Consider the following 26596-nt stretch of genomic DNA (forward strand, 5'->3'; position numbering starts at 1 on the left):
GGGGTCAGGCCCCCGCTGCCACCGGTCGCGTCTCGCTGCCGTCGGGGTAGCGGGCGAAGCGGGCCTGGTCATGCGGGTGGACCGGGTCGTTCTGCGGCAGGTCCCAGGTGCCGAAGACGCCGGCCCGGTACTCCTCCATCGCGGTGACGATGTCCTCGCGGGTGTTGCCCACGAACGGCCCCTGCTGAACCACCGGCGCACCGATCGGCCGGGCCTGGAGCACCAGGAACGCCGCGCCGCCCGGGCCCGCGGTCACCGTCACCGCCTCGGGGGCCAGCACGGCGGCGTCGTACTCGAGTCGCTGCTCACCGACGGACACCGGGCCGCCGTAGTTGTACAGGACCCGGGTGGCGGACGGGTCGAACGCGGGGAGTTCCGTGGCGACGCCCGGGTCGAGGGTGACTATCCAGATGGCCAGGTGGTTCTCCGGGCGCGCGGCCCAGGAGTGCGGCGGCGGATCGAGTGCCCGCACACCGTCGACCTCGCCGGCGATCACCCGGAACCGCGCCGCGGCGCCCTCCTCACCGCGGACGATGACGGGCGTGTCCTCGGACCAGAACATGTCGAAGTACGGCTCCGCGGACTTGTCCTCGGGCGCCAGGTTGAGCCAGATCTGGAACAGCTCCATGGAGTTGGGGCCCTCGGGGTCCAGCAGGGGGAACATCTCCGAGTGGGAGATCCCGGCGCCCGCGGTGAGCCACTGGGTGTCGCCGTGTCCGAAGCGGGCGGCCGCGCCCAGGGAGTCGGCGTGGTCGACCACCCCGTCGAGGACCACCGTCACGGTTTCGAAGCCGCGGTGTGGGTGCTGGGGGAACCCGGGCACTTCCTCGCCGTGGTACATCGACCAGCCGTCCTTGCCGGAGAAATCGCCTCCGATGGACCGGCCCTCGAGCGAGGCGGCGGGGCGCATGGTCCGGCCGTCGGCGGCGGGGAACTCGTCCCGGTGGTGGCTGGCGAACAGGAAGGGGTCGACGCCCGGCCACTGGGCTCCGAGGGGGACGACCTGGCGGATGGCGCTCATTGGCTTCTCCTACGACGAGACTTCGATTGCTGTCGCGTCATATAACTTCGCCCCGCCGCGGTTTGTTCCCCGCTCAGCTTGATGCCCGCTCAGCTGGTTACCCGCTCAGCCCCGTGCAACCACTCCGGTCACCGGGATCCGGCCGTCGACGGCCTGGCGGAAGTTGAGCACCGCGCGCTTGACGTGATCCCCGGTCGAGACCACGACGGCACCGGTGGTCCCGCGCTCACGGAAGATCCGGTCGGTGTACTGGGCGTTCTGCACCGTTGAGTTGGAGTTCCCCTCCTCCGTGATCCGCCACGGGGCGATCCCTGCTCCCCGGAGCCAGTCGCCCATCGCGCGGGCCTCTGTGCGGCCGTTCTGCGGAACGCCGCCGGTCACGATCACACGGGCGGTCGGATAGGCGTTCGCCAGTCGCAGCCCGGTCCGTAGCCGCTCGTCGAGTACCGGGCGGATCCCGCCGTCCGGGAACAGGCCCGCGCCGAGGACCACGATGTCGGTGGTGAACGGGTTCAGGGTCAGCATCGCGGGATCGTCCGTGGTGAGCACCTCGAAGTCGCCGCAGACGGGCAGCATCGTTCGGTCGATGTTCTGACAGCCGAGCATCGTCAGCCCGTTGTACAGGGCTGTGCCCGAGGGGATCTCCGCCGAACCGGCTGAGGCCGCTCCGGCCCCCGCTCCCAGCGCGAGCGCCGCCGTCGCCGCGATCGCAGCGAGGCGCTTGTATGTTCTTCCCACTTTTCCGGTTCCTCTCCCGAGCAGGGCCGTTACCGAATGGTTATCGTCGGCGACGTCTGCGCTGTTACCGGGGACCGGGCCACCTCCGACGGTGCGCGCGTAGCCTCCACGGCATGCCGGAAGGATACGACAGAAACGCAGCCGTGGGGCATCTCCGTGACGCCGACCACGACCTCCGGGCGCACATCGACACCGTCGGCCCGTGCACCCTCACCCCCGCCCCGGACGTCGGTCCGCACACCCTGTTCGACCGGCTGGCCTCGTCGATCCTGTCCCAGCAGCTCTCGGTCAAGGCCGCCGCGACGATCGCCGGCCGGCTCCGGGAGCGGGCGGCGGATCCACCGCCCGCAGCCGGCGGGCGCGCCCCGCTGGTCCCGGGCCGGGTCTCGGCCCTGTCGGACGAGGAACTCCGCGCGTGCGGCATCTCGCGGCCCAAGATCGCGGCGCTCCGCGACCTGTCGGACGCGGTGGGGACCGGACGGATCCCCACCCTGACGGAACTGACGAGGCTCGACGACGACGAGGTGGTCGCCTCGCTGACCGCCGTCCGCGGGGTGGGCCGATGGACAGCGGAGATGCTCCTCATCTTCCTGCTGGACAGACCCGACGTGTTCCCCGTGGCCGACGTCGGGGTCCGTCGCGGATTCGAGCAGGTCCTGGGGCTCGACCAGACCGCCACCGTCGAGCAGATGCTCGCCCGCTCCGAGAGCTGGGCACCGTACCGATCGGTCGCGTCCTGGTACCTCTGGCGGGCGGTCGACCAGTCCGGACAGGCGGTGCCCGCGCCGACCACGCCCGGCGTCCGGTAGAACGGACACATGGCAACCACCGCATTCAAGGGAAATCCCGTCACCACGTCCGGCGAGCTCCCCGCCGTCGGCTCGACCGCTCCGGAGTTCGAACTCGTCGGAACCGACCTGGCCCCCGTGACCTCCGGGTCGCTGGCCGGCAAGAACGTCGTGCTCAACATCTTCCCCAGCGTCGACACCGGCGTCTGCGCCCAGTCGGTCCGCACCTTCAACGAGAAGGCCACCGGACTGGACAACACCGCGGTCGTCAACGTCTCGGCCGATCTGCCGTTCGCGCTCAAGCGCTTCGCCGCCGACGAGGGGATCGAGAACGCCTCCGCCGGCTCCACGTTCCGCAGCGACTTCGCCTCCACCTACGGCGTCAAGATGGCCGACGGCCCCCTGTCCGAGCTGTGCGCCCGCTCGGTCGTGGTCCTCGACGCCGAGGGCAAGGTCGTCTACACCCAGCTCGTCGACGAGATCACCACGGAGCCGGACTACGACTCCGCGCTCGCCGCGCTGAACTGATCCACCGAACGATCCCTGCGTAAGCGACCGCGGCCCGCCTCACGTCGAGGCGGGCCGCGGTCGTTCGCGTAGGCGGGACTCGGTGGTCAGGCACTGCCCGCAGGCACCGGGGCGAAGCGGCGGGTGGCCTCCTCGAGCTGGTCGAAGAGGGTGGCGATCTCGTCCGCACGCCGCTCGGCGGGCTGGAGGCCCTCCGAGCCGAACTCGGTGAACAGGCTCAACGAGACCTGCTGCCGCACCCCGAACATGCGGAAGTTCGCGACGATCTGCCGCCACTGCTCGACCGCGCGTACGCCGCCGTCGGCGCCGTAGGAGACAAAGGCGACGGGCTTGTCGGCCCACTCGTTGCCGAGCGAGTCGAAGGCGTTCTTCAGCCCTCCCGGGACACCGTGGTTGTACTCGGGGGTGACAAAGATGAAGGCGTCGCAGGCGTCGACGGCCTCACTCCAGCGGGTGACCCGCTCGTCGTCGTACTGCTTGTTCGCCGCGCCCGGCACGGTGGCCGAGGTCAGCAGCGGGACGTCGAAGGACTTGAGGTCGATCAGGTCGTAGGTGGCGTCCTCTCGCGACGCGGCCTCCGCCGCGACCCAGTCGGCCACGGCCGCGCCGTTGCGGCCCTCGCGGATGCTGCCCAGGATGATGCCGATCTTCATGGTCGTGTCCTTACGTCGGTTCTGATGTGCCGGACACCACCACCGTACTTGAGTGACACGACACCAATCTAGCGTCGGCCGTAGACCGTCACCGAGGCCACCGCGCACACCCGCCCACGCTCGTCGCGCGTGACCGCCTGCGCGATCCCCCAACTCCGGCCGTCGTGGAGGATTTCGGCGCGCACGGTCACCGGGCCGACGAGCGGGATCTGCCGCACGTAGCGCACGTCGAGCGAGGACGAGCTGACCTCGCGTTCGTGCGGGAAGACCGACGCGCCTGCGACCTCGGCGACGGCCGCGAACACTCCCCCGTGCAGGATGCCCAGCGGGTTGGCCAAAGCCGACTCCGGTGCGATGACGGCCTCCACCGCGCGGGTGCCGCCCGGCCCGTCGGTGCGCTCGTCCAGCGTCAGGCACAGCACCTCGGCCAGCGTTCCCGGCGCGAGCGCGGAGGGCCAGGGCGGTTCGTCGTCATAGCCGTCCGGGTCCACGGCCCCCGCGATCTCCATCGACTTGACCAGTCCCGCGGCGACCACCTCGCCGTCGTCGTCGAGCACCTCCCCGCGCGTGGTGAGGCAGTGACCGTCGTCGCCCAGGTGGTGCGTGCCCACACCCAGGCCCGTCGACCCCTCTCGGGGGCGCGCCAGCAGGTCCAGGCGGAGTTCGGTGGTGACGGTCCACATCCCCGTGGGGCGACGCCGGTGGTTCTCGGCCCCGAGACCGGAGTCGACCAGAACGGCCAGGCCGCCCGTGGCGAAGCGCCCGGAGGGATCCACGAACTGGTCCGCGACCGGCTGGTGCCAGCTCACGGTGCCGTCCCCGGCCTGGGCGAAGGTGATCCCCAGTCGGGGTTCCGGGCCGTGGTGTGTCGATTCCCTCACCCCGCGACGCTAACACGTGTTCCAGTTCCGTCCCCTTCGGCTCGGGACCTGTCCGGCGGCCCGGCCCGCAGGATCACGCCAGGCCAGCACAATGGAACCGTGCCCTCGAGAACAGCGTCCCCGAGAACAGCGCCCCTGAGCAGCGAGGTGCTCACCACACCCCGGCGATGGCCGATCCGCGTCGCCACCACGGTGATCGCCACCGCGATCGTCATCCTGGTCCTGGCCGCCGCCGCGGGAGGCGCGTGGCTGCTCCTACGCACCGCCGCGCACAGCGCGATCGACTCCGCGGACCGGGACCGGGCGGTCGACGTGGCCGGCGCCCTGTCCGCCCGCGGACCGCGGGCCGCCTTCGACCTGGTGGCCGAGCCACTGTCCGGGGTGGATCTCGTGCGGATCGTCGGGCCCGGGGACCGGCTGCTCGCCGCCCAGGTCACCCGCGGTCTCGAGGACGTGCCCCCGCTGCCCTCGCCCGCGGTCGGGGAGATCACCCGGCACCAGCTGGAGTCGCCGAACGGGGCGGACCTGCGGGTGACGTCGGTGGGCGTGGACGTCGGCGGCGTGACGTTCGCCGTGGAGGTGGGCACCGACACCGACCGGTACGACACCGTGCTGAACGCCGGCGCGATCCTGTTCCTGTCGTTCGTGCCCGTCGCCGGGGTGGCGACCGCCGTGTTCGTGTACTACGCGATGGGCCGGGTGCTCCGACCGGTGGAGTCGATCCGCTCGCGGGTCGCCGAGATCTCCGCCTCCGGGCGCGGCGAGCGCGTCCCGGTGCCCGGGGCGGAGGACGAGATCGCGCGCCTGGCCCGGACGATGAACGCAATGCTCGCCCGCCTCGACGCCGCGCGCACCGCCCAGGTGGCCTTTGTCGGCGACGCCTCGCACGAACTGCGCAGTCCCCTGTCCACGCTGTCGACACTGCTGGAGCTGTCCTCGACCTCCGGCACCCCGGTTGACGTGGAGACTGTGGACGAGCTCCTCCTCCCGGAGGTCCAGCGGATGCGGTCGATGGTCGAGGACCTGCTCCTGCTGGCCAAAAACGACGAGCGGGGCGTCCCGTTGCGTCGCGAGGACGTGGACCTCGACGACATCGTCCTGTCCGAGGCCGCACGCCTACGGGGCCTGGGTGGTCTCGAGATCAGGGCCACGGTGGAGCCCGCACGCCTGGCGGGGGACCCCGACGCCCTGCTCCGGGTGGTGCGCAACCTCGTCGACAACGCCCGGCGCCACGCTCGCGGGGTCGTCACGATCGGGCTCGCCGTGGATCGCGCGAACTCCGGGGATCCGCGGGCCGTGATCACCGTCGACGACGACGGCGAGGGGGTGCCGCCCGATCAGCGCGACACGGTGTTCGACCGCTTCGCCCGCCTGGACGCCGACCGCGCCCGGGGTACAGGCGGGTCCGGCCTGGGGCTGGCGATCGTCGCCGAGATCACCCGGTCCCACGGTGGAACGGTCCGGGTCGCCGACGCACCCTCCGGCGGCGCGCGGTTCGTGGTGGAGCTACCGGTCGAGACGACGGGCGACCTCTCCGAACAGACGTGACCCGCTAGGCTCGACCCTCGTGTGGGCCCGCCTGAACCACCTCTTCGACGCCGAGGACGAATGGACCCGCCCGTTGCCGGAGAACTACCTCCGGTTCGACGCGGTCCTCGCCCTGGTGATGTTCGCCTGCTCGGCGGTGGGCGTGGAGATCGTGCGGAGCATGGGGGTGCTGGGAAGCGAGAGCGCACCGATCTGGGCCCAGTACCTTGCCATGGCGAGCGCGGCGGCCCTGCTGGCGATCCGCCGCCGCTTCCCGCTCCTGACCGGCCTCGGTGCGACGGGCCACATGCTGGTGATCGGCAGCGTGATGCCGCTGGTGATGGGTCAGGTCTCCCTGCAGGTGCTGTACTTCGTGGCCATCTACTCCGCGGCCGCGTGGGCCCGCGACCGCCGGGCCCTCGTCGGGGTGGCGGTGGGGATCGCCATCGCCCTCGCGGTGTGGATGATCTGGTACCTCGCCCTCGGATCCGGGATGCAGCAGATCCTCGACGCCGTGGACGACGCCGACCGCTCGTCCGGGCTCTTCCCGCCGGTGCCCGCCTATCTCGTCTACACCGCCCTCATCAACATCGTCTACTTCGGCGGCGCCGCCGCGCTCGGCATCACCTCCTGGCGGGGCGCTCGTCGACGGCACGCCCTCGCCGAGCAGGCCCACACTATCGAGGCGCAGGCCGAGGCCCTGCGCGACCGCGCGGTCGTCGAGGAGCGGCTACGCATCGCCCGCGAGCTGCACGACGTGATCGCCCACCACGTGGCGGCCATCGGCGTCCAGGCCGGCGCCGCTCGCCGGGTCATGGACCGCGATCCGGAGGCCGCGGCCGGCGCCCTGCGGACCGTCGAGGAGTCGTCCCGATCCGCCGTCAGCGAGATGCGGGGCCTGCTCGGCGCACTCAGGTCGGCCGATCTGCTGACCGGCCGGGAGACCGCCGGTCAGTCGGCGGACGCCCCCGCCGACGCGCCCGGCACCGCTGCCCCCGACCCCTCCCGGTCCGCCGGGCACGGGCTCGCGGACGTCGAACGGCTGGCAGCCTCGCTCGACACCGTCGACTTCACCACCGCGGTCTCGGTGGTCCCCGGCACCGACCATCCGATCGAGGAGGTGCCACCGCTCGTCGGCCTGTCCCTGTACCGGAGCGCGCAGGAGGCGCTGGCCAACATCAGGCGCCACTCCACCGCCGATCACGCCGGAGTCGTCGTCCGCACCGGCGAGCTCCCGGGTGGCGCCCCGTACGCGGAGGTCGAGGTCCTGGACGACGGGCGCCCACGGACCGGGACCTCGGGCAGTGGACTGGGTCTGCTGGGAATGCGCGAGCGGGTCCGCTCCCACGGCGGCGAGTGTGAGATCGGCCCCCGCGTGACCGGCGGCTACCGGGTGCGCGTGCGGTTGCCGTACCGCCCGAACGCGGACGCCGGACCGGGATGACCGGCGACCACGCGGGCAGCGGGCCCACCGGGGGCGACGACCCCACCGGCATCCTGCGGGTGCTCGTGGTGGACGACCAGGCCCTCATGCGCTCCGGCTTCTCGATGATGCTCAGCGTCGAGCCGGACATCGAGGTGATCGGGGACGCGGCCGACGGCGCGGATGCGGTCGAGATGTGCCGGCGGCTACGCCCCGACGTCGTGCTGATGGATGTGCAGATGCCGGGAACCGACGGCATCGAGGCGACGCGGATCATCACCGGGGAGCGGCTGGCCAAGGTCCTGATCCTCACCACGTTCGATCGCGATGACTACCTCTTCGACGCCCTGCGGGCCGGGGCCAGTGGCTTCCTGCTCAAGAACTCCGACCCCGAGGACCTGGTCGACGGCGTCCGGGCAGTGGGCCACGGCCACGCGCTGCTCGCACCCGAGGTCACGCGTCGGGTCATCGAACGACTGACCGCTGCCACGCCCCCGGCCGGCCATGACCCGCCCCCCGACCCGACGCGATCGCGTCCACCGACCCTCGACCTGCTCACCACCCGCGAGACCGAGGTGCTGCGACTGGTCGCCCGGGGACTCTCCAACGCGGAGATCGCACGCGATCTGGTCGTGGGCGAGGCCACCGTCAAGACCCACGTCTCGTCGTGCCTGGCCAAACTGCACCTGCGCGACCGTGTCCAGGCGGTCGTCCTGGCGTACGAGGCGGGCCTGGTCAATCCCGGGGACTGAACCGCCTCCCGTCTCCGCCCACTCGCCAGCGCCCACACACCAGCGCCCTCCCATCTCCGCCTCGTGGGGGAGACCGCCCGGGCGTCGCTCCGGAGATGTCATCCTCCCGACTGATCCGCCGGGTACCCCGGCGGTCATAGCGTGGAGTCGTACAGGACACCAGGGAGGACAACCATGCTCGAGCTCGATGGGCTCACCCGACGCTTCGGCGAGACCCTCGCCGTGGACGACGTCGGATTCGAGGTCCCGCGCGGGGCCATGACCGGCTTCGTCGGCGGCAACGGCGCCGGCAAGACCACCACGATGCGGATGATCATGGGCGTGCTGCAGCCCACCGCCGGCAGGGTCACGTGGCGGGGCCACGAGGTCACCACCGCCGACCGGCGCACATTCGGGTACATGCCGGAGGAACGAGGGCTGTACCCGAAGCAGCCCGTCCTGGACCAACTCGTCTACCTCGGCAGACTCCAGGGCCGCAGCACCGACGGAGCCAGGCGCACGGCTGCGGACCTGCTCGAGCGCTTCGGCCTCGGCGACCGCACCTCGGACAAGCTCGAGTCGCTGTCTCTGGGAAACCAGCAGCGGGTGCAGATCGTGGCGGCCGTCATCGGCGAGCCGGAGCTGCTCATCCTGGACGAGCCCTTCTCGGGCCTCGATCCGGTCGCCGTCGACTCCATGGTCGACCTGCTGCGCGAGCACACCGCCCGAGGGGTGCCCGTGCTCTTCTCCTCGCACCAGCTCGACCTGGTCGAGCGGCTGTGCGACCACCTCGTGGTCCTCTCGCGCGGGCGGGTCGTCGCCGGCGGCACGGTCGCCGACCTGCGCCGCCGAGGCCGCGTCCTGCACCGCCTGGTCGTCGGCACCGACGCCGGGTGGGTCCGGGGGCTGCCCGGTGTCCACGTGATCGACGTGGACGGTCCCACCGCCCTGCTGGACCTCGACCGACCCGAGGCGACCGACACCGTCCTGCGCGAGGCCGTCGCCCGGGGCAGCGTCCGCGAGTTCGCCGAAATCGTCCCCAGCCTGTCCGAGATCTACCGTGAGGTGACGTCATGATCACCACGACCCCCACCACGTCCTCATCGACGGACTCGGCCACGGACCCGGCGGCAGGTTCGGCGACGGACTCGGCGTGGCGCATCGTCGCCGGGCGCGAGATCATGGTCAAACTCCGCGACCGCAACTTCATCATCTCCACCCTGACCACCATCGCGATCTTCATCGTCGCCTTCGGGGCGTCGTTCCTCCTCGGCGGGGGCGATGACGAGAAGACCGTCGCCGTGGCCTCCAACGACGCGACGGCGATCGTGCAGGCCGCCGCCGGCGCGGACTCCGCCGCGGACTCGGACGCGGGCGCCGAGGCCGACGAGGGATCGGCGGACGGCCCCCGGATCGAGCTGTCCGTCCTAGAGGTCGCGAACCCCGACGCCGCCGAGCAGGCGGTGCGTGAGGGAGACGCCGACGCCGCGCTGCTCGGTGAACCCGGCGCGTGGACACTCGTCGGGGCGGACGGGGTGGACCCCGCCGTCGCCACCGCCGTGGGCACCGCGGTCGCGGCCGACGCGCTCGAGCGCAACGCGGCCTCCGTGGGGTCGTCCGTCGCCGAACTGACCGCCGGGTCGGTCGTGCAGGAGCGCCTGCTCGATCCCGAGGGGGCCGCGGACGAGGGCGTGCAGCTGATCGCCGGGTTCGTCTTCGTGTTCCTGTTCTACATGGCCGCGATCCTCTTCGGCTACGCCATCGCCAACAGCGTCGTGGAGGAGAAGCAGTCGCGGATCGTCGAGATCCTGGCCGCCGCCATCCCGCTGCGCCAGCTTCTCGTCGGGAAGGTCGTCGGAGCCACGGTGCTCGCGTTGGGCCAGATGGTGGTCTTCGTGGCCATCGGCCTGATCGGGCTCACGTTCACCGACTACGCCGCACTACTGCCCTCCCTCGCCGGCGCCGCGGGGTGGTATCTGGTGCTCTTCGTCATCGGTTTCGTGGCGCTGGCCTGCCTGTTCGCGGTCGCCGGAGCCATGGCGACGCGGGCCGAGGACGTGCAGTCCACGTCGTCCCCGCTGCTCACTCTCATCATGGTCGCGTCCTTTGCCGGACTGTTCCTCCAGGACACGTGGCAGGTGATCGCCTCGTACGTGCCGATCATGTCGACGGTGACGATGCCGATCCGCCTGGTCGAGGGGACGGCCGAGTGGTGGGAGCCGCCCGTGGCCGCGGTGATCACGCTGGTCGCGGCGGGCGCCGTCATGGTGGTCGCCGAGCGGGTCTACCGGCGGTCGATCATGCAGACCGGTGGCAAGCTCACCTACCGTCAGGCGCTCGCGCTGTCCGAGTGAGGCTGGTGAGTGAGGCTGGTGAGTGACGCCGGCGAGTGATGCCTGCGAGTGGGACGGGCGAGGGTCGGGTGGCGGTCAGCCCCCGGCCCTCGCCACCTCGCTGTCCACCAGTCGGTACCCCTGTCCGCGCACGGTCTCGATCGCCCGCGCGCCGAACGGGGTGTCGATCTTCCGACGCAGGTATCCCACGTAGACCTCGACGATGTTGTCGTCCCCGTCGTATGCGGCGTCCCACACCGCCCGCAGGATCTGGGATTTGGAGACCACCTGGTTGCGGTTCCTGATCAGGTACTCCAGCACCGCGTACTCCCGCGCGGTCACCGGGATCCGCTCCTCACCGCGCCGCACCTCGCGCGCGGCCGGATCGACCTCCAGATCCCCGGCGACGAACGAGGCGGGCCGTTCCGGGGCGCCGCGTCGGACCAACGCCCTGAGCCGGGCTTCCAGGACGACGAACGAGAACGGCTTGATCAGGTAGTCATCGGCACCGAGGTCGAACGCGTCCGCCTCGTCGTACTCCCCGTCCTTGGCGGTGAGCATGAGCACCGGGGTCCAGATCTCGCGTCGACGCATCTCGCGAACGACCTCGTACCCACTGCGCCGCGGCATCATGATGTCCAGGACCACCACGTCGAAGTGTCCCTCGGCGGCCATCTCGAGCCCGACCTCGCCGTCGCGGGCCGTCTCCACGGCCCATCCGCCCGAGACGAGCCCGCGGCGCACGCTTTCCAGCAGCGCCGGCTCGTCGTCGACAACGAGTACCCGCATTCCGCGCCCTCCGGCCGTGTAGCCCGCGTCGCCTACTGGGCGGCCGGGTCGATCTCCTGGTCCATCTCTTCCGCGGGGACCAGTGAATCAGCGTGTCGCCGGACCACCTTCGCCGGCACTCCGGCCACCGTGGTGTGCGGCGGGACCTCGTCGAGCACCACCGAGCCGGCGGCCACCCGCGAGCAGTCACCCACGTGCACGTTGCCCAGCACGATCGACCCTGCGGACAACAGCACTCCCGCGCCGATCTTGGGGTGGCGGTCGCCGTCCTCGTTCCCTGTCCCACCGAGCGTGACGCCCTGCAGGATCGAGACACCGTCGCCGATCACGCACGTCTCCCCCACTACGATGCCCGTGGCGTGGTCCACGAGGATCCCCGAGCCCACGCGCGCGGCCGGGTGGATGTCCATCGCGAAGACCTCGGAGACCCGGCTCTGGAGGAACGAGGCCGCCATGACCCTGCCCGAGTTCCACATCTCGTGGGCCACGCGGTGGACCTGGAGCCCCAGGAAGCCCTTGGCGAACAGGTAGGGCACCAGATAGTTGGGATAAGCGGGGTTGCGCTCGAAGCTCACCACGAGGTCGGCCGCGACCGCCTCGAGGACGTTCGGATGGTCGACCAGAACGGCCCGGATCTCCTTCTCGAGCACGTGCCGGCCGATCTCGGGGGTCGCGATGCGCGACGCGGCGAGCCTGGCGAGGGATTCGCCCAGGTCGTCGCAACCGTCGATGAGGTCCAGGACCAGGCCCGCGATCAGGGGCTCGTCGCGACTCCGCGTGGCGTCGACGGACAGCCGATCCCAGACTGCGCGGACGGAGGAGTCGGCCTCCGTCTGCGGGATGCAGGGGTTCTCGATGCTCAGCTCGATGGTCACCCGATACAGGGTAGGCCGGTGACGCTTTCCGGGGCGAGTCCACCACGATCCGATCGGCGCTCGATCGGCACTCGACGCCGGTCGGGCCGGCCCGGCAGGATGGGGCCATGATGCTCATCAACGTGCGCTTCGACGTCAAACCCGAGTTCGCCGAGTCCTGGCTCGAGATCACCCGCGACTTCACCGAAGCCACCCGGGCGGAACCCGGCAACCTGTGGTTCGACTGGTACCGCTCGCCCGATGCCCCGGGCACCTTCCTCCTCTGCGAGGCGTTCCGCGACGGCGACGCACCAGCCGAGCACGTGGGGTCCTCCCACTTCGCCGAGTTCACCGGCTCCGCCGCGCAGTACCTCGAGCGCACTCCTCGCATCATCAACACCACGGCGGACGGCGAGGAGTGGGGAACGATGGGCGAGATCACCGTCGACTGACACGACCGGGTCGGGCCCGGGCTGGCCTGGGCTGCCCGGGACAATTCGGGCTCGCAGTGGTTCGGTCTCGCGGCGGTTCGATCTAGCAGTGGTTCGGTCTCGCACTGGTTCGGTCTCGCCCGGTGCCGCCCGTTCAGAACGGTGGCGGGTCAGTGATCGCGTCCGCCTCGTCCTGTCTACGTCGCGCGTCTCGCCGGGCGCGGCGCTCGAGGATCAGCAGGTCGCGTTCTCCTTGGCGGCGGGCTCGGCGACGGCGTTCCCTGGTGGTGTACCGGAACCCGATGAAGGTCCCCCGAGGAGAACCGTCGCTGTGGGTGGGCTCGCGTGCGACCTCCCCCGGGGCACTCTCGACGCGCGCGACACCGCAGTCGCACCCGCCGGAGGAGTCCGCGTCGACCATCTGCTCGACCCGCCGCGCGCGGGCCAGGGGCCCCGACGGCCAGGTACGAACGGTTCGACCCGTCTCCGTGACGATGTCCACCACGCCGTCGGGGTCCACTCTGTATCCCCACCCTGAGAAGGTCTTGAGTCGGTGGTGGGTCCGACACAGGCAGATGAGGTTCCACTCCACGGTCAGACCTCCGCTCTCCGGGTCCTCCTTGAGGAACGGGACCACATGATCCAGATCGCAACGGTCGGCGGCCACCGAACACCCGGGGTGACGGCAGGTGCCGTCCCGGAGTCGGATGCGCCGGGCGAGCCATTCCGGGACCGCGTATCCGAGCGCAGCCCGGTGGTCGGAGCCCGCTCGTCCGGTGAACACGGTCTCGAACGTCGCCCCCCGCGCCCGGCCGAGCAGATCTCTCAGCATGGCGAGTGAGCCCTCCCCCGAACGACGGAAGAACACCTCTGAGCGCCCGTCGCCGGTCATGATGACGGTGACGTGCGGCCGCAGGGGCGCCTCGGCAGCCGGCTCGTCCTCCGAACGTGCGGCCGGGCCCGCAGACTGGTCGGCGGCCGGTCTCGCAGGCTGGTCGGCGGCCGGGTCCGGGCACGAGCGCGCGGTCGAATCAGTTGCCGGGCCGGGGCCCTCGGTCGCGAGAGCGACCAGCGCGTCCGCCCGGCGCTCATCGGGACCGCGCTCATCGGGAACGCGGTCATCGGGAACACGGTCGTCCGTGCCGGCGCCGGCCTCGTCGTCGTCGTCCTTCAGGCCCTTTCCCGGACCAGGGCTACCCGCCCCCCTGGACCACGTCCCGGTCCCCGCCATCTGGTCCAGCCGCTCGGCCAGGACCTCGGCCCCGGCCGCGCTGAGGCTCGCAGAGACCGACGCCATGCCGTCCGGTGCCGTCCGGATCCACACGCCGCGGCCCCGGAGCGCCTCGTTCCTGCGCCTGCGAACACCGTCGGGGTCGACACCACGGACGGCGCGGTCCATCATCCGCCGGAGCTGACCGCGGCCGAGACGGCCACCGGCCTCCAGTGACTCGACGTAGCGACGCGCCGCGATCTCGGCGGCGGCGCGACACAGGTCGTCGTCGGTCACCCCGCGGAGACAACCGACCATCGTGCTCGCCGTCCGCTCGTCGATCCGTCCGGACTCGATCTCCTCGAGTATCGCCGGACACCGCTCGACCAGCTCGATCGACAGGTCCACCATGGCACCGGCCCGGTTGGCGTGGACACCCAGTGCTACGGCCAGTTCCGAACGCGCCAACTCCCAGGGGTCGACGGCAGCGTAGTCACGGACGGGGAGCTCGGACTCGTGGGCGGCAACGTCGATGGCCCGGACGTGCTCGACGGCCGCCTCGAAGGTCCGGTAGACGGCTCGGATACGCAACGCCGACGCGCGGTTCTCGCCGTCCACTGCCAGTCGGGCGACCTCGGACTCGCACGCGAACAGCTGCTCGGTGTCCTTCGCGCCCATCCCGCCCCCTTTATCGCCTCTGTGTTCGATACTGCTCGAACACGCGTGCGACATAGGGGCTCATCGAGTGAGACCTTCTTCACCAAGGAGGGAAGCGCGGATCAACTCAGCGCATCCATCCCCCACGACGCAGCAGGGCCGGACGGGAAATCCCGTCCGGCCCTGCCGATGCCCTGCCGACCGGTGTCAGCCGACGCTGCCCAGCGCCCCACCCAGGAGGGCGGCCGGGTCGGTCGGCCACCACTGGCCGTAGTCGAGTGCGTACACGCGGTTGAGGTCGGACACGACGCCGCCGACCGTCACCTGCTGGCGGATCGGGAGCTGGTGGATGGTGGCGGCCGGGTTGAGGCGCCCACCGGAGCCCCAGTCGTGCTGCCAGAAGTACTGACCCAGTCCGCGCTGACGGCACCAGTCGATGGTCGGGGCGTTGGCGTAGACGCCGAGCTTCAGGTCGGCCCCGTGCAGGTGGTGGCGGAAGCGCTCGAGGTACGGCGCGATGAGGTTGTCGAACTCCCAGCGCGTCGGGTTGTCGTCGATCGCGGCGTACATCGGCACCCCGCGCGGACCGCCGGCGGCGAAGTGGATGCCGATGCCGACCCTGGAGTGGTGGTCGCCGCCCGCCGCCCCCGCGCGCCAGTCGGCGGTGGCGTCCCTGCCGAACTGGTAGCAGGAGACCATGTTGAGGCCGTGCGCACGGAAGTCGTCGACCTCACGTCGTAGCAATGGCTTCCCGGTCATCCACTCGGCGCCGGGACGGCGGTTCGAGCAGTACCGCACCGCTCCCATGTGGCCGGCTGCGCGAACCGACGCCGCCGACGGCGGGCCCGACGCGTAGTCCAGGAGGGTGCCGATCGGGATCCCGGCACCGGCGCCGGGGAGGGCTCCCAGGGGGGCGGGGATGGACGACTGCGCACCGACGGCGGGGGTCAGCCCCGCAGCGAGGGCGCCGGCACCGGCCGCGCCGAGCCCGGCGCGGCGGAGGAAGGATCGGCGGTCGAACGTCATGGAGGTACTCCGAGATCTCGGTCGAAGACGAAAGGCGTGTGACGCGTGGGATCTCACCCGCCTCTAGGGAGTGTGTCACAAGAAGATCGCGCCGTCTCCCCCGGCGTTACCACACGGGTGCTCCACCACGGCGAAGGCGCGACTGGTTGACTGTCGTCCATGACTCGCACGCCCAGATGGTCCGCCTCTGATGTCACAGACCAGACGGGACGCACGTTCGTGGTGACCGGCGCCAACGCCGGGATCGGCCTGGCCACCACAAAGGTGCTCGTGGACAGGGGCGCACGGGTGGTCATGGCCTGCCGGAATCAGGAGAAGGCCGAGGCCGCGCGCGCCACCCTGCCCGTCGGGACCCGCGACCTGGCGTCGGTCCGCCGGCTCGACCTGTCCGACCTCGACTCGGTGGACGAGTTCGTCGCCGGGGCCACGGGCCGGGTCGATGTGCTGATCAACAATGCCGGGGTCATGAATCTCCCGCTCAGCCGCACCGCCCAGGGGCACGAGATGCAGTTCGGCGTCAACGCCCTGGGACACCACGCGCTCACGCACGGTCTGCTGCCGCGGCTGACCGACCGCGTGGTCTGGCTCGGCTCGTTGGCCCACCTGCGGGGGCGGCTCGACACCGACGATCTGAGCATGGACCTGCGCGGATACCGCCCGATGCGGGCCTACGCGGATTCGAAACTGGCCTGCATCATGCTCGCCTACGAGTGGCAGCGTCGGTTCGAGCGCGACGGCCGGGGGATCCGGTCGATGGCCGCCCACCCCGGTTACACCGCCACCGAGTTGATCCGGCAGAGCGGCCGCCCCGTTGCCGACAGGTTCTTCGAACTGGGCAACTCGATCCCGTGGGCGGGCCTGACGCCCGAGATGGGCGCGCTCTCGGTCCTCTTCGCCGCCACGGTGCCGGACCTGCCCGGCGGGTCGTTCGTCGGGCCGGATCGCCTCGGCGGCCTCCGGGGGCATCCGAAGATCGCGAGGTCGAGCCGTGGGTCGCGCGACCCGGAGGTCGCCTCCGCCCTGTGGGAGCGCTGCACGGAGATGGCGGCGTTCCGGTAGGGCGGGAGAACCTCCGGGCGACGACGGCGAGAGAGCGACTCAGGCGAGCCCGGACGCGGCCAGGCCCTCGCGGAGCTTGTCCTTGTGCTCGGGCGGTCCCTGGAGCAGGGGCATTCGTAGCTGGTCGGAGCCGATCAGGCCCTGCATCTTGAGGGCGGCCTTGACCTGGATCGCACCCTGCGAGGTGTGCATGATCGCGTCGACGGCCGGGATGAGGCGGGTGTGGATCCCGCGGGCGCGGGGGAGGTCGCCGGCGTCCACCGCGTCGATCATCGCCCGGTAGTCCTCGCCCGCGACGTGGCCGACCACCGAGACGATCCCCGCGGCGCCCAGCGCCAGGAACGCCAGGTTGAGCACGTCGTCACCGGAGAACCACAACAGGTCGGTCTCCGCCATGAGCCGGCTGGCCTCGAACAGGTCGCCCTTGGCGTCCTTGACGGCCCGGACCCCGGGGATCTCGCCCAACCGGCGGATCGTGTCGGAGGACAGGGCCGTGCCGGTCCGCCCCGGGATGTCATAGGCCATGACGGGGCGTCCACCGGCCTCGGCGATCATCCGGAAGTGCTCGACGATCCCGTGCTGGGTGGGTTTGTTGTAGTACGGCGTCACCACCAGGAGGGTGTCGGCGCCGCGCTCCACCATCGCCCTGGCAGCCCGCATCGAGTGCTCGGTGTCGTTGGTCCCGCAGCCGGCCATCACCGACACCCGGTCCCCGACCGCCTCGACGACCGCGGCCACGGCGTCGTAGTCCTCGTCGTCGGTGGTCGTCGCGGACTCACCGGTCGTGCCGTTGACCAGGAGCCCGTCGTGGCCGTGGTCGGCGAGGTGGACGGCGAGACGCTGCAGCCCGTCGAAATCGATCGAGCCGTCATCGTGCATGGGGGTCACCATCGCGGTGATGACCCGACCGAAGGGATTGTCCGACATGGTCAACAGAATAGGCGGTCCCCGGCGGATCGGCGCTCCGACGTGGCCGTCGCCGGCTCCGGGGGGCGGTGTCGGCGAGCACGTCCGGCCCGTCGCGGTTAGTGTCGTGACCACCCCGCACCGACGAGCCAGGAGGACCACGTGAACTCGGAGACAGCACCGGAGCCCCCAGAGGATCTGGGCAACACGATCGATGGCACGCGTGTCGGAGACGGCAGCGGTGCCGGTCCGCGGTCAGGAGAGCCGGCGGCGGGCGTCGACCCGGACGCCCCGGGCAGCGGCGGCCACAGTGACGGCCGGAGTGTCGGCCAGGCCGGCGGCGAGGGTGGTTCCGGCGAGAGCGACCTGGACGAGCAGAAACGCATCTACCAGACCCCGCAGCAGCCGGACCACGCACTCGGCGGGAGCGACGGCACGGCCGACGGCATGTAGGCCGTCCGGCGGCGCCTAGTGGATCTTGTCCGGGTTGGTGTTGAGGACCCGGCCCAGCGTGTTGTCGACCACGATGTGGGCGACCTCGTTGGTCGTGGCCACGCCCACGCGCAGCGTGGCGGCCAGAGCGTTCTGCAACATGGAAACCTCCCGGCAGACAGTGTGACTGTCGTCACTGACAGCTGTCACCCTACGAGGCGGCGCGAGATTCCGTCGCCATATCAGCGAAATTTCTGGACGGGCGCCCTGGACCGCCGATCCGGCGCGTGCGGGCCCGTGGTTGTATAGTTGTTGCATCAACTACCGAGGGGTGCCCGTGCCTGTTCCCGCGCCCGTTCCCGGGGTCAGGATCCATCGCTCGGCCTCCCGGCCCCACACCGGCGGGGGCTGGCTGGACTCCCGGCACTCCTTCTCGTTCGCCCGGCACCAGGATCCGATGAACACCCACTTCGGGCGCCTCCTGGTCAGCAATGACGACCGGATCGCGCCCGGCTCCGGTTTCGACACCCACGGGCACCGGGACATGGAGATCGTCACCTGGGTGCTGTCCGGCTCGCTCGTCCACCAGGATTCCCGGGGCCACAACGGGATCATCTACCCCGGCCTCGCCCAGCGGATGAGCGCCGGGTCCGGGATTCTGCACTCCGAGCGCAACGACACCTGGCGGGACGGGTCGATCCGGCACGACGAGGCCCCCGGGGAGCCGGTGCACCTGGTCCAGATGTGGGTCGTCCCGGACGCCACCGGCGGCGACCCCGGATACGAACAGCTCGAGATCGCCCCCGGGGATCTGGAGAACCACCTCGTCGTCGTCGCAGGCGGGTTGGCCAGCTACGCCGACCGGGCCGCCATCCGGATCCGCGACCGTTCGTCCGCCCTACTCGCCTCGCGCCTGTCCCCCGGCCGGTCCGTCCGGCTCCCCGACGCGCCGTACGTCCATCTCTACGTCCCGCTGGGGTCGGTGGCACTCGAGGGCGAGGGCGTGCTGGCCACCGGCGACGCCGCGCGACTGACCGCCACGGGAGGGCGCCGCGTCACCGCCGGCGACGACGGCGCAGAGATCCTCGTGTGGGAGATGCACCAGGCCATGACGATGCTCGACGTCCGCGGCCACTGACCGCGCCGCGCCGCCGAGCTCAGTGGTCTCCGGAGGTGTCCAGGGGGTTCGGGGCGCCGTCGTCCTCCTCGCCCGGGATCCGGTGCAGCGGACCGATGGGTTCGGGGGACGGTGAGGTCTCGTTCTCCTCGAACTCCTCGGGCGAGTAGGCGCGCTCCCACTGCCGGGTGACCGTCGGCGGACGCTCGCCGAGGTCGGCGGAGATGCCCTTGACCAGGCTGTACATCATCACGAAGCCCATCACGAAGAACGGTAGGCCGATGACCGTGATGACCTCCTGCAGCGCGTCGAGACCGCCCGTGCCGGTGCCTGCGAGGAGGGTCGCGGCGACCGCGCCCATGAGCACGCCCCAGATGATGCGCTGGTGGGCCGGCGAGGGCTCGATGGAGTCGTCCCTGCCCGAGGCCATCATGTCGACGACCATCGCGGCCGAGTCGACGGAGGTGGTGAAGAAGATGACGACGAGGAGGACGGCCACGCCCGAGATGAGGGTCGCCAGCGGGTAGTTCGAGAGGAACGCGAACAATGCACCCGGGATGTCGCCCTCGTCGACGACGGCCTCGACGAGTCCGCCGGAGCCGTTGAGTTCGATGTCGAACGAGGCCATGCCGAACACGCCGAACCAGATGATCGAGAAGGCGACGGGCAGGACCAGGACGCCGAAGACGAACTGGCGGATCGTGCGGCCGCGGCTGATCCGCGCGATGAAGATGCCGACGAAGGGCGACCACGTGATGGTCCAGGCCCAGTAGAAGACGGTCCACGTGTTCTGCCAGGAGGCGAGATCGTCACTGGCCGGGAAGACGTTGTTCCAGAAGGCGAGCTCGGGCAGGGACGAGGCGTAGACCCCGAAGGACTCCACAGTGCCTTTGAGCAGGAACAGGGTCGGGCCGGTGGCGATGATGAAGACGAGCAGCGAGATGGCAAGGACGATGTTGATCGTGGACAGGCGCTTGATGCCCTTGTCGAGCCCGGCGGCGACCGAGATGCAGGCGATGGTGGTGACCACCACGATGATCATCACCTGCACGATCGGCGAGACGGCGATGCCGAACAGCTCGTTGAGGCCCGCGTTGATCTGCAGGGTCCCCAGGCCGACCGAGGTGGCCACGCCGAAGACGGTGCCGACCAGCGCGACCACGTCGATGGTCTTGCCCAGCGGTCCGTAGACCCGCTGGCCCAGGATGGGGGCGAAGATCGAGCTCACCCGCGGGGGCATCTTGCGCTTGTAGATGAAGTACGCGAACGCCAGTGCCGGCAGCGCGAAGATGGTCCAGGTGTGGAGACCGAAGTGGTAGAGGGTGAAGGACATCGCCTCCTGCGCGGCCTCGACGCTCCCCGGCTCGACGTCCCCGCGCGGCGGGGTGGCGAAGTGCGAGATCGGTTCCGCCACGCCCCAGAACATGAGGATGGTGCCGATGCCGGCCGCGAAGAGCATCCCGAACCACGCGGGGGTCGAGTGCTCCGGCAACTCGTCGTCGCTACCCAGTCGGACGTGGCCGAACCGGCTCAGCGCGATCCACAGCAGGAAGAGCAGGAAGGTGGACACCCCGGCGATGTAGAACCAGCCGAGATTGGTCATGATCCAGCCGGAGGCGGATCCGAACACCTCCCCCACCCAGTCTCCTGCGACGAAGGTGACGACCACGAACGCGAGGACGACACCCACCGCGGTCAGGAACACCCCCGGATCGGTCTTGAGCCTCAACGCGCGCGTGATCCGTTCGGACATGGTCTCCCTCGTCTGTTCGGCTTTACCCCGGTTACGACGTGTCAGTACGCGAAGTTGTGTACCACGAAAACTTTGCCGCCGGCAGAGTACGCGATCCCCATCCCCGCCGAACGGTAACCCGGGTCGATCAGGTTGTCGTTGTGGCCGGGCGAGTTCTTCCACAGGTCCACCAGGCAGACTGCGCCGCAGTGGGTGCCGGCGGCCACGATGTTCTCCCCGTAGCCGCGGGCCAGCAGAGCCTGGTTGTGGTAGACGGCGTCCTGGGCGGCCAACCGGTCGGCCCACGCCTGCGCCTCGCGGTCGAGGTCCTGGTTGGGCGCCAGCGCCCCTAGCCGCTGGGCGACCCGATAGGAGTCGATCTCGCGGACGATGCCCTCCCGCAGCCCACCGGCGACGTCCTGGTAGACCAGCTCGGTCGAGCCGACCGCCGCCCACACCTCCGCGGGTACGGCGGCTCTCGCCTGGGAGACAAGACCGTCCACCACGTGCTGCGGGAGGAACGGCGGCAGGGCCTGGGCGGACGCCGTCCCGACTCCGCCACCCATCAGGGTGGCGGAGGTGACGGCGATGGTCGCGAGTGACGCGGTGAGCCTGGAGCGCATGGAGGTGATCATGCCGCCCCGGCGAGCCTGAAGCGAACCAAATGGCGGATGAGGTAGCCGTGGCACGTAACGCCCGTGACCTGCGTATATCAGTGTTGCTGAAGTGGCTCGAGTGACAGTATTCGACGCCGTCGTCGGGACCCTCACCGTCGCGAGGACGCACCGATCGGACTCACCCCGATCGGACTCACCGGGGCACGAGGAACAGCCCCGCCCCCGGCAGGACCTCGACCGTCACCGGAAGCGGCGCGACGGCGTCACCGTCCGCGAACGCCTCCACGTCCTCCGCCTCGATCCGGACGGTGCGGCACCGCCGCGTCGTCACCCCCCGGAGCCCCACGTGGGTGCCGGCGTAGAGCCGGCGGAAATGCCACGCCAGCCGGAACTTGGAGATCCTGCCGACGTAGCAGACGTCGAACAGCCCGTCGGACCGGTCGGCGTGCGGGGCGATCTTCATGTCGCCGCCGTAGCTTCGGGTGATGGCGAACGCACTGAGTAGGACCTCCGCCTCCACCGTCTCCTCCGCTGCCCCGCCGGCGTCGAAGGTCATCCGGAAACGGCGGGCCCGGTAGCTCGGGAACTCGATGACGGAGGCCAGGACGTAGCGCAGGGGCCCACCCAGGATCTGCATGTCATTGACGCGACGGTTGACCGCCGAGTCGAGCCCCGCGCACAGGACCGAGGCAAAGATGCGCGGCTCTCCCCCGTCCGGGGTGGCCCGGCCGAGGTCGACCTGTTCGACCCGCCCACCGGCGACCACGTCGGCGGCGGCCTCGGGGCTGTCCAGCGGGATCCCGTACTCGCGGGCGAGGTCGTTCCCGGTGCCCGCCGGGATGATCCCCACCGGGACGCCCGAGAACGCCTGCGCCTGCACGGCCAGCGAGACCATGCCGTCCCCGCCACACACGGCCAGGGCGTCCACACCGTCGGCGATCGCCTGCCGGGCCAGGTCGAGGGACTCCTGCGGGCCGGCGCCCTCCAGGCGGTCGACCTCGAGCCCGTGGGACCGGAGGCGTTCCGCTGCCCTGTCGGCGACCCGGCCCCCGCGCCCCCCGCCGGAGACCGGGTTGGTCAGCAGCGCGACCGTGCGGATCCGGCGATCGGACAGCCGCGCGGTCACGGGATCAACGTCCCCGGGTTGCACACCCCGTGGGGGTCCACGGCGTGCTTGACCGCGCGCAGCATCCGCACGCCCACCTCGCCGATCTCGGCCTCGAGGTAGGACCTGTGGTCCACCCCGACCGCATGGTGGTGGGTGATCGTCCCGCCCGCACCGACGATGGCCTCACTGGCCGCCCGCTTGGCGGCCATCCACTGCTCGACGGGGTCCTCACCGCGCTGACCCGCCACCACGGTGAAGTAGAGGGACGCGCCGGTGGGATAGACGTGACTGATGTGGCACATGACCAGCGCGGGCGTTCCGCTGGCCTCGAGCGAGGTGGTCAACGCCTGGGCGACGGCGTCACGCAGCGCGGACAGATTCGACCAGTCGGTGGCGGTCTCCAGGGTCTCGACCAGCGCACCGTTGTCCAGCAGTGCGTCGCGCAGGACCGGGGCGCCGAAGCGGCCGTGCTCCCACGCCTCGGCCGGGCCGGCACCCAGCGGGGTGCCGCCGTGGGCCAGGAGCACGTCGCGGGTCTCCGCGTTCCGGGAGCGGGTGTGCTCGGCAGTGCCCTCGAACAGGGTCAGGCACAGGCACCCGCCGGGCTCACCGCCCGCGCCGTCCGCCTGCTCACCGACCGACTCTGTACCGATCGATTCTGTACCGATCGATTCTGTGGCGGTGGCCAGGTTCACCGCCGTCTCGGTCTCGTCCGAGAGTCGGATGACCGTCGGGCCGGTGCCCTGCTGCTCCACCGCGCGGAGAGCCGCGGCGCCGGTCGAGAAGTCCGGGAAGCGGAACGCCTCGTGCCGGACCGTGTCGGGCGCCGGGTGGACCCGCAGTCGCACCCGGGTGCACACACCGAAGGCGCCCTCGGACCCCAGCAGCCACTGCCTCAGGTCCGGGCCGGCGGCCGACGCCGGGGCGCGGCCAGCCTCCACCACACCGACCGGGGTCACCACCGTGAGCCCGCGGACCATCTCGTCGAAGCGCCCGTAGCCGGCCGAGGCCTGCCCGGAGGAGCGGGTCATCGCGTACCCGCCGATGGTGGCGTACGGGAAGGACTGCGGGAAGTGCCCGAGCGAGAACCCGTGCTCGGCGAGGAGTTCCTCCGCGCGGGGGCCGGTCAGTCCCGCCCCGAGAACCGCCTCGCCCGACTCGGGGTCGATCGACTCGAGGGAATCGAAATGCGCGAGATCCAGTGAGAGCACGGCCCGGTGGCCGCCGGCGTCCGGGGTGAGACCCCCCACCACGGAGGTGCCTCCGCCGAAGGGCACGATCGCGACCCCCTCGATTCCGCACCAGTCCAGCAGGGCCGCCACCTCGTCGTCGTCCCGCGGGGCGACCACCGCGTCGGGGCAGACCACATCGGGCCGCAGCCGCCAGGACAGTAGATCGGGCGTCGACTTGCCCCGGGCACGGGGCAGCCGCTGGGCGTCGTCGGTGGAGACGTCGCCCCGACCCACCACGCCGGCGAGTTCCGCGAGGTCGGAGTCGGTCAGTCGCGACGGCGAGGCGGTCACGGCGGCGGGATCGAAGCGCAGTCCGCTCTCGGCGGTGACACCGAGGACGTCGCGCAGCAGGCCGCGGACGCCCTCGCCCAGGTCCCTGGCCTCGGACTCGGTGCCCCACCGGGACAGGGCCATGGGCGGCAACGGCAGGTTGTCAGCGGGATTCATGACGCTCATACTGGAACAGTAACTGATGATCTGTTCCGTTTTAGGCGAACTCCGGGCCCACCGGAACCAGCGCCCTGTGCCCCCGTAAGGAGGTCCGGTGACCGCGTCCGCCCCACCCCGGCACGCCGCCCGCACCGCGAACACCCGTGACCGAGCGCTCACCGCCGCCCACACCTCGATCCTGGAGATCGGCTCCTCCCGCACCACGATGGTCGAGGTCGCGCGGCGCTCCGGCGTCGGCCGGACCACTCTCTACCGCCACTGGCCGGACATCACCGCGCTCTTCGCCGACCTCATGACCCGCGAGCTCACGGGCGTCGTGGAGAGGGTCGACCCCACCCTCCCCGGTTCGGCGCCCCGCGACGCCGACGAGCTCTCGCTCCTGCTGTGCACCCTGGCGGACGAGGTGCGCGCCGATCCGCTGCTGGACGCACTCCGACGTCACGAGACCGACCTCCTCTCGGAGTACCTCCTCCACCGACTCGGCACCTCCCAGCGCCGGCTCATCGGCTTCCTGCGGGGGCTGCTCGCGCAGGCGATCGCGACCGACCCCCGGTTGGCCGGTCGCGACGCCGACCGCACCGCGACCATGCTCTACCTCGCCGTCCAGGGCGTGGTCCTGTCCGCCCCGCTCGCCGACCCACCACTCGACCCGGCCACCTGGCGGGCGGAACTGCAGATACTCGTCAGGGGGTACCTCGGACTATGACCGGTCACGCCCAACCCGTCCACACCGCCGAGCCTGTCCACACCACCGCGCCCGTCCACACCACCGCGCTGACCGCCGCGCGTCGGGCCCGCGAGCTGGCCGAGCTCCGCGGGCGCTCCCGCCCCGTCGACCTCGTGGTGATCGGCGGGGGCATCACCGGCGCCGGGATCGCGCTCGACGCGGCCTCCCGCGGGCTCGAGACCGTGTTGCTGGAGGCCCACGACCTGGCGTTCGGCACCAGCCGGTGGTCGTCCAAACTCGCCCACGGCGGCCTGCGCTACCTGGCCACCGGCAACGTCGGGATCGCCCGGCGATCCGCCGTCGAACGGGGCATCATGCTCGAGCGCACCGCGCCCCACCTCGTGCGGCCGCTCGCGCAGGTGGTCCCGGTCTTCCGCGACACCACGCGCCTCGGCGCGGTCCTGCCCGGACTGGGGTTCGTCGCGGGCACCCTGCTGTCCCGACTCGCCGGCACCCCGGCAGATCGCCTGCCCGGCGCGCGGGTACTGGGCGCACGCGGGGTCGCGGAGTACGTCCCCGGCGTCCGTCGTGCGGGCCTGAGGTTCGGGCACCTCAACTGGGACTGCCAACTGGTCGACGACGCCCGCCTGGTCACCGCCGTGGCGCGGACCGCCGCCGGGCACGGGGCCCGCGTGATCACCCGCGCACGCGTCGTCGCCGCGAGCGGGACGGAGGTCACCGTCCGCGACGAGTTCGGAGCAGGAGGTGGCGGCGCGGGCGGGGGCGACGTGGGAGGACACGACGACGAGTTCACCCTCACCGCGCGGGCCGTCGTCAACGCGACCGGCGTCTGGGCCGGACTGACCGCGCCCGGGGTCCGCGTCCGCCCCTCGCGGGGCACGCACCTGATCGTCAGGGCGGCTGCGTTGGGCGATCCCGTCGGCGCCCTCACCGTGCCGGTGCCCGGCGAGACCAACCGCTTCTGCTTTGCCATCCCCGCCGAGTTCGGACGACTGCACGTGGGCCTGACCGACGTCGACGCCCCCGGACCGGTTCCGGACGTGCCCCTGGCCACCGAGGACGAGGTCGGATTCCTGCTGGACGTGATCAACCGCGCCCTCGAGTCCGGGTTGACCCGCGACGACGTCCTGGGCACCTTCGCCGGGCTGCGGCCGCTGGTCGACGCCGGTGACGGCAGCACCGCCGACCTCTCCCGAAACCACGCGGTACTCACCTCGGACAACGGCCTCGTCACCATCACCGGCGGAAAGCTGACCGAGTACCGGCTCATGGCCGAGCAGGCCGTGGACCTCGTCGTGGAGCGCACCGGGCTCCCGGCCGCACCGTGCCGCACCGCCGATCTCCCGCTGGTGGGCGCACCCGGGCACCGCGGGAGCGCACGGCCCGCGCCCGCGGCGTACGGCGGCCGGCTACCGGCGTCGCTGGTGGCGCGCTTCGGACAGGAGGCCGCGACCGTGGTGGCGGAGAGTCTGCTGGCCCGCCCGCTCGAACGGGTGGCGGACGGGATCGACGTGACCCGGGCGGAGTTCTCCTACGCCGTCACCCACGAGGGCGCGTTGACCGTCGACGACGTACTGGACCGCCGCAGCCGGGTCGGACTGGTGCCCGCCGACCGCGCCGCCGCCGAACCCGCCGCGCGAGAGGCCCTCGCAGCGCTCGGCTGAC

General features: G+C 71.3%; 27 protein-coding genes. 13 read left to right on the plus strand and 14 right to left on the minus strand.

The genetic code is table 11. The features are described from left to right. Positions 1–4: 4 nt before the first annotated feature. On the minus strand, positions 5–1021 hold the full coding sequence (locus tag NJE57_RS05995; protein ID WP_319027488.1) for a pirin family protein: 1017 nt from the start codon (positions 1019–1021) through the stop codon (positions 5–7). A 105-nt stretch (positions 1022–1126) separates the two neighbouring features. Continuing rightward, a complete protein-coding gene (locus tag NJE57_RS06000; protein WP_319027489.1) occupies positions 1127–1759 on the minus strand; it encodes a YdcF family protein in 633 nt (210 codons plus the stop codon). 113 nt (positions 1760–1872) lie between these two features. On the opposite strand from NJE57_RS06000, the gene NJE57_RS06005 reads away from it, so the two are divergent. Continuing rightward, complete coding sequence (locus tag NJE57_RS06005) at positions 1873–2568, plus strand: DNA-3-methyladenine glycosylase (RefSeq protein WP_319027490.1); 696 nt, start codon at positions 1873–1875, stop codon at positions 2566–2568. Between the two features lie 9 nt (positions 2569–2577). Continuing rightward, positions 2578–3075 (plus strand): thiol peroxidase, encoded by a 498-nt coding sequence (tpx, locus tag NJE57_RS06010; protein ID WP_319027491.1) that lies wholly within the window; start codon positions 2578–2580, stop codon positions 3073–3075. 86 nt (positions 3076–3161) lie between these two features. On the opposite strand, the gene NJE57_RS06015 is transcribed toward tpx, so the two are convergent. Both NJE57_RS06015 and NJE57_RS06020 read right to left on the minus strand, forming a co-directional pair. Then, entirely contained in the window at positions 3162–3728 is a 567-nt protein-coding gene (locus NJE57_RS06015) for an NAD(P)H-dependent oxidoreductase (RefSeq protein ID WP_319027492.1), read from the minus strand. A gap of 68 nt (positions 3729–3796) precedes the next feature. Then, the gene (locus tag NJE57_RS06020; RefSeq protein ID WP_319027493.1) at positions 3797–4609 is read right to left on the minus strand and encodes a hotdog fold thioesterase; all 813 of its coding nucleotides are present in this window, start codon (positions 4607–4609) and stop codon (positions 3797–3799) included. Positions 4610–4708: 99 nt separating this feature from the next. Between NJE57_RS06020 and NJE57_RS06025 the strand changes: the two genes are divergently transcribed. The 5 genes from NJE57_RS06025 to NJE57_RS06045 all read left to right on the plus strand — a co-directional run bounded on the left by NJE57_RS06025 (position 4709) and on the right by NJE57_RS06045 (position 10644). Further along, positions 4709–6157: a HAMP domain-containing sensor histidine kinase gene (locus NJE57_RS06025; RefSeq protein WP_319027494.1), complete on the plus strand. Its 1449-nt coding sequence runs from the start codon at positions 4709–4711 to the stop codon at positions 6155–6157. A 19-nt stretch (positions 6158–6176) separates the two neighbouring features. Continuing rightward, the gene (locus NJE57_RS06030; RefSeq protein WP_319027495.1) at positions 6177–7580 is read left to right on the plus strand and encodes a sensor histidine kinase; all 1404 of its coding nucleotides are present in this window, start codon (positions 6177–6179) and stop codon (positions 7578–7580) included. After that, positions 7577–8311: a response regulator transcription factor gene (locus NJE57_RS06035; RefSeq protein WP_319027496.1), complete on the plus strand. Its 735-nt coding sequence runs from the start codon at positions 7577–7579 to the stop codon at positions 8309–8311. The genes NJE57_RS06030 and NJE57_RS06035 overlap by 4 nt, the downstream gene beginning before the upstream one ends. Positions 8312–8485: 174 nt before the next feature. Next, entirely contained in the window at positions 8486–9367 is an 882-nt protein-coding gene (locus tag NJE57_RS06040; RefSeq protein WP_319027497.1) for an ABC transporter ATP-binding protein, read from the plus strand. Next, complete coding sequence (locus NJE57_RS06045) at positions 9364–10644, plus strand: ABC transporter permease (RefSeq protein ID WP_319027498.1); 1281 nt, start codon at positions 9364–9366, stop codon at positions 10642–10644. The genes NJE57_RS06040 and NJE57_RS06045 overlap by 4 nt, the downstream gene beginning before the upstream one ends. A 75-nt stretch (positions 10645–10719) precedes the next feature. Here NJE57_RS06045 and NJE57_RS06050 read toward each other — a convergent pair whose 3' ends face one another. Together NJE57_RS06050 and NJE57_RS06055 are read right to left on the minus strand one after the other, a co-directional pair. Beyond that, a complete protein-coding gene (locus NJE57_RS06050; protein WP_319027499.1) occupies positions 10720–11412 on the minus strand; it encodes a response regulator transcription factor in 693 nt (230 codons plus the stop codon). Between the two features lie 32 nt (positions 11413–11444). Further along, a complete protein-coding gene (locus NJE57_RS06055; RefSeq protein ID WP_319027500.1) occupies positions 11445–12287 on the minus strand; it encodes a serine O-acetyltransferase in 843 nt (280 codons plus the stop codon). A 107-nt stretch (positions 12288–12394) separates the two neighbouring features. Between NJE57_RS06055 and NJE57_RS06060 the strand changes: the two genes are divergently transcribed. After that, a complete protein-coding gene (locus NJE57_RS06060; RefSeq protein ID WP_319027501.1) occupies positions 12395–12718 on the plus strand; it encodes a putative quinol monooxygenase in 324 nt (107 codons plus the stop codon). A 133-nt stretch (positions 12719–12851) separates the two neighbouring features. Here the strand turns inward: NJE57_RS06060 and NJE57_RS06065 are convergent, their stop codons facing one another. Together NJE57_RS06065 and NJE57_RS06070 are read right to left on the minus strand one after the other, a co-directional pair. Next, positions 12852–14585: an HNH endonuclease signature motif containing protein gene (locus NJE57_RS06065; protein ID WP_319027502.1), complete on the minus strand. Its 1734-nt coding sequence runs from the start codon at positions 14583–14585 to the stop codon at positions 12852–12854. A 186-nt stretch (positions 14586–14771) separates the two neighbouring features. Then, the gene (locus tag NJE57_RS06070; RefSeq protein WP_319027503.1) at positions 14772–15590 is read right to left on the minus strand and encodes a DUF1906 domain-containing protein; all 819 of its coding nucleotides are present in this window, start codon (positions 15588–15590) and stop codon (positions 14772–14774) included. Between the two features lie 159 nt (positions 15591–15749). Here NJE57_RS06070 and NJE57_RS06075 point away from each other — a divergent pair, with 159 nt between their 5' ends. After that, the gene (locus NJE57_RS06075; protein ID WP_319027504.1) at positions 15750–16649 is read left to right on the plus strand and encodes an SDR family NAD(P)-dependent oxidoreductase; all 900 of its coding nucleotides are present in this window, start codon (positions 15750–15752) and stop codon (positions 16647–16649) included. Between the two features lie 39 nt (positions 16650–16688). Here the strand turns inward: NJE57_RS06075 and dapA are convergent, their stop codons facing one another. Further along, positions 16689–17576 (minus strand): 4-hydroxy-tetrahydrodipicolinate synthase, encoded by an 888-nt coding sequence (dapA, locus tag NJE57_RS06080; RefSeq protein WP_319027505.1) that lies wholly within the window; start codon positions 17574–17576, stop codon positions 16689–16691. 141 nt (positions 17577–17717) lie between these two features. Between dapA and NJE57_RS06085 the strand changes: the two genes are divergently transcribed. Then, positions 17718–18008, plus strand: coding sequence for a hypothetical protein (locus tag NJE57_RS06085; RefSeq protein ID WP_319027506.1), 291 nt, complete (start codon positions 17718–17720; stop codon positions 18006–18008). Positions 18009–18023: 15 nt separating this feature from the next. Here the strand turns inward: NJE57_RS06085 and NJE57_RS06090 are convergent, their stop codons facing one another. Then, entirely contained in the window at positions 18024–18149 is a 126-nt protein-coding gene (locus NJE57_RS06090; RefSeq protein WP_319027507.1) for a hypothetical protein, read from the minus strand. A gap of 175 nt (positions 18150–18324) precedes the next feature. Between NJE57_RS06090 and NJE57_RS06095 the strand changes: the two genes are divergently transcribed. Further along, a complete protein-coding gene (locus NJE57_RS06095; protein WP_413464361.1) occupies positions 18325–19125 on the plus strand; it encodes a pirin family protein in 801 nt (266 codons plus the stop codon). A gap of 19 nt (positions 19126–19144) precedes the next feature. On the opposite strand, the gene NJE57_RS06100 is transcribed toward NJE57_RS06095, so the two are convergent. The 4 genes from NJE57_RS06100 to NJE57_RS06115 form a co-directional block, all read right to left on the minus strand. After that, positions 19145–20857 carry a BCCT family transporter gene (locus NJE57_RS06100; RefSeq protein ID WP_319027508.1) on the minus strand — a complete coding sequence of 571 codons (1713 nt, stop codon included), beginning with the start codon at positions 20855–20857 and terminating at the stop codon, positions 19145–19147. A 41-nt stretch (positions 20858–20898) separates the two neighbouring features. After that, positions 20899–21459, minus strand: a complete 561-nt coding sequence (locus NJE57_RS06105) for a CAP domain-containing protein (protein ID WP_319027509.1) — start codon at positions 21457–21459, stop codon at positions 20899–20901. Positions 21460–21646: 187 nt separating this feature from the next. Then, entirely contained in the window at positions 21647–22579 is a 933-nt protein-coding gene (locus NJE57_RS06110) for a diacylglycerol kinase family protein (RefSeq protein ID WP_319027510.1), read from the minus strand. Then, on the minus strand, positions 22576–24207 hold the full coding sequence (locus tag NJE57_RS06115) for an FAD-binding oxidoreductase (protein ID WP_413464368.1): 1632 nt from the start codon (positions 24205–24207) through the stop codon (positions 22576–22578). The genes NJE57_RS06110 and NJE57_RS06115 overlap by 4 nt, the downstream gene beginning before the upstream one ends. A gap of 130 nt (positions 24208–24337) precedes the next feature. On the opposite strand from NJE57_RS06115, the gene NJE57_RS06120 reads away from it, so the two are divergent. Together NJE57_RS06120 and NJE57_RS06125 are read left to right on the plus strand one after the other, a co-directional pair. Then, the gene (locus NJE57_RS06120; protein WP_319027511.1) at positions 24338–24949 is read left to right on the plus strand and encodes a TetR/AcrR family transcriptional regulator; all 612 of its coding nucleotides are present in this window, start codon (positions 24338–24340) and stop codon (positions 24947–24949) included. Next, the gene (locus NJE57_RS06125; protein WP_319027512.1) at positions 24946–26595 is read left to right on the plus strand and encodes a glycerol-3-phosphate dehydrogenase/oxidase; all 1650 of its coding nucleotides are present in this window, start codon (positions 24946–24948) and stop codon (positions 26593–26595) included. Before NJE57_RS06120 ends, NJE57_RS06125 begins: the two co-directional genes overlap by 4 nt. The last annotated feature ends 1 nt before the right edge of the window (position 26596 follow it).

The organism is Dietzia sp. PP-33 (genome assembly GCF_033790845.1).
In the GTDB taxonomy this organism is placed as follows: Bacteria; Actinomycetota; Actinomycetes; order Mycobacteriales; family Mycobacteriaceae; genus Dietzia.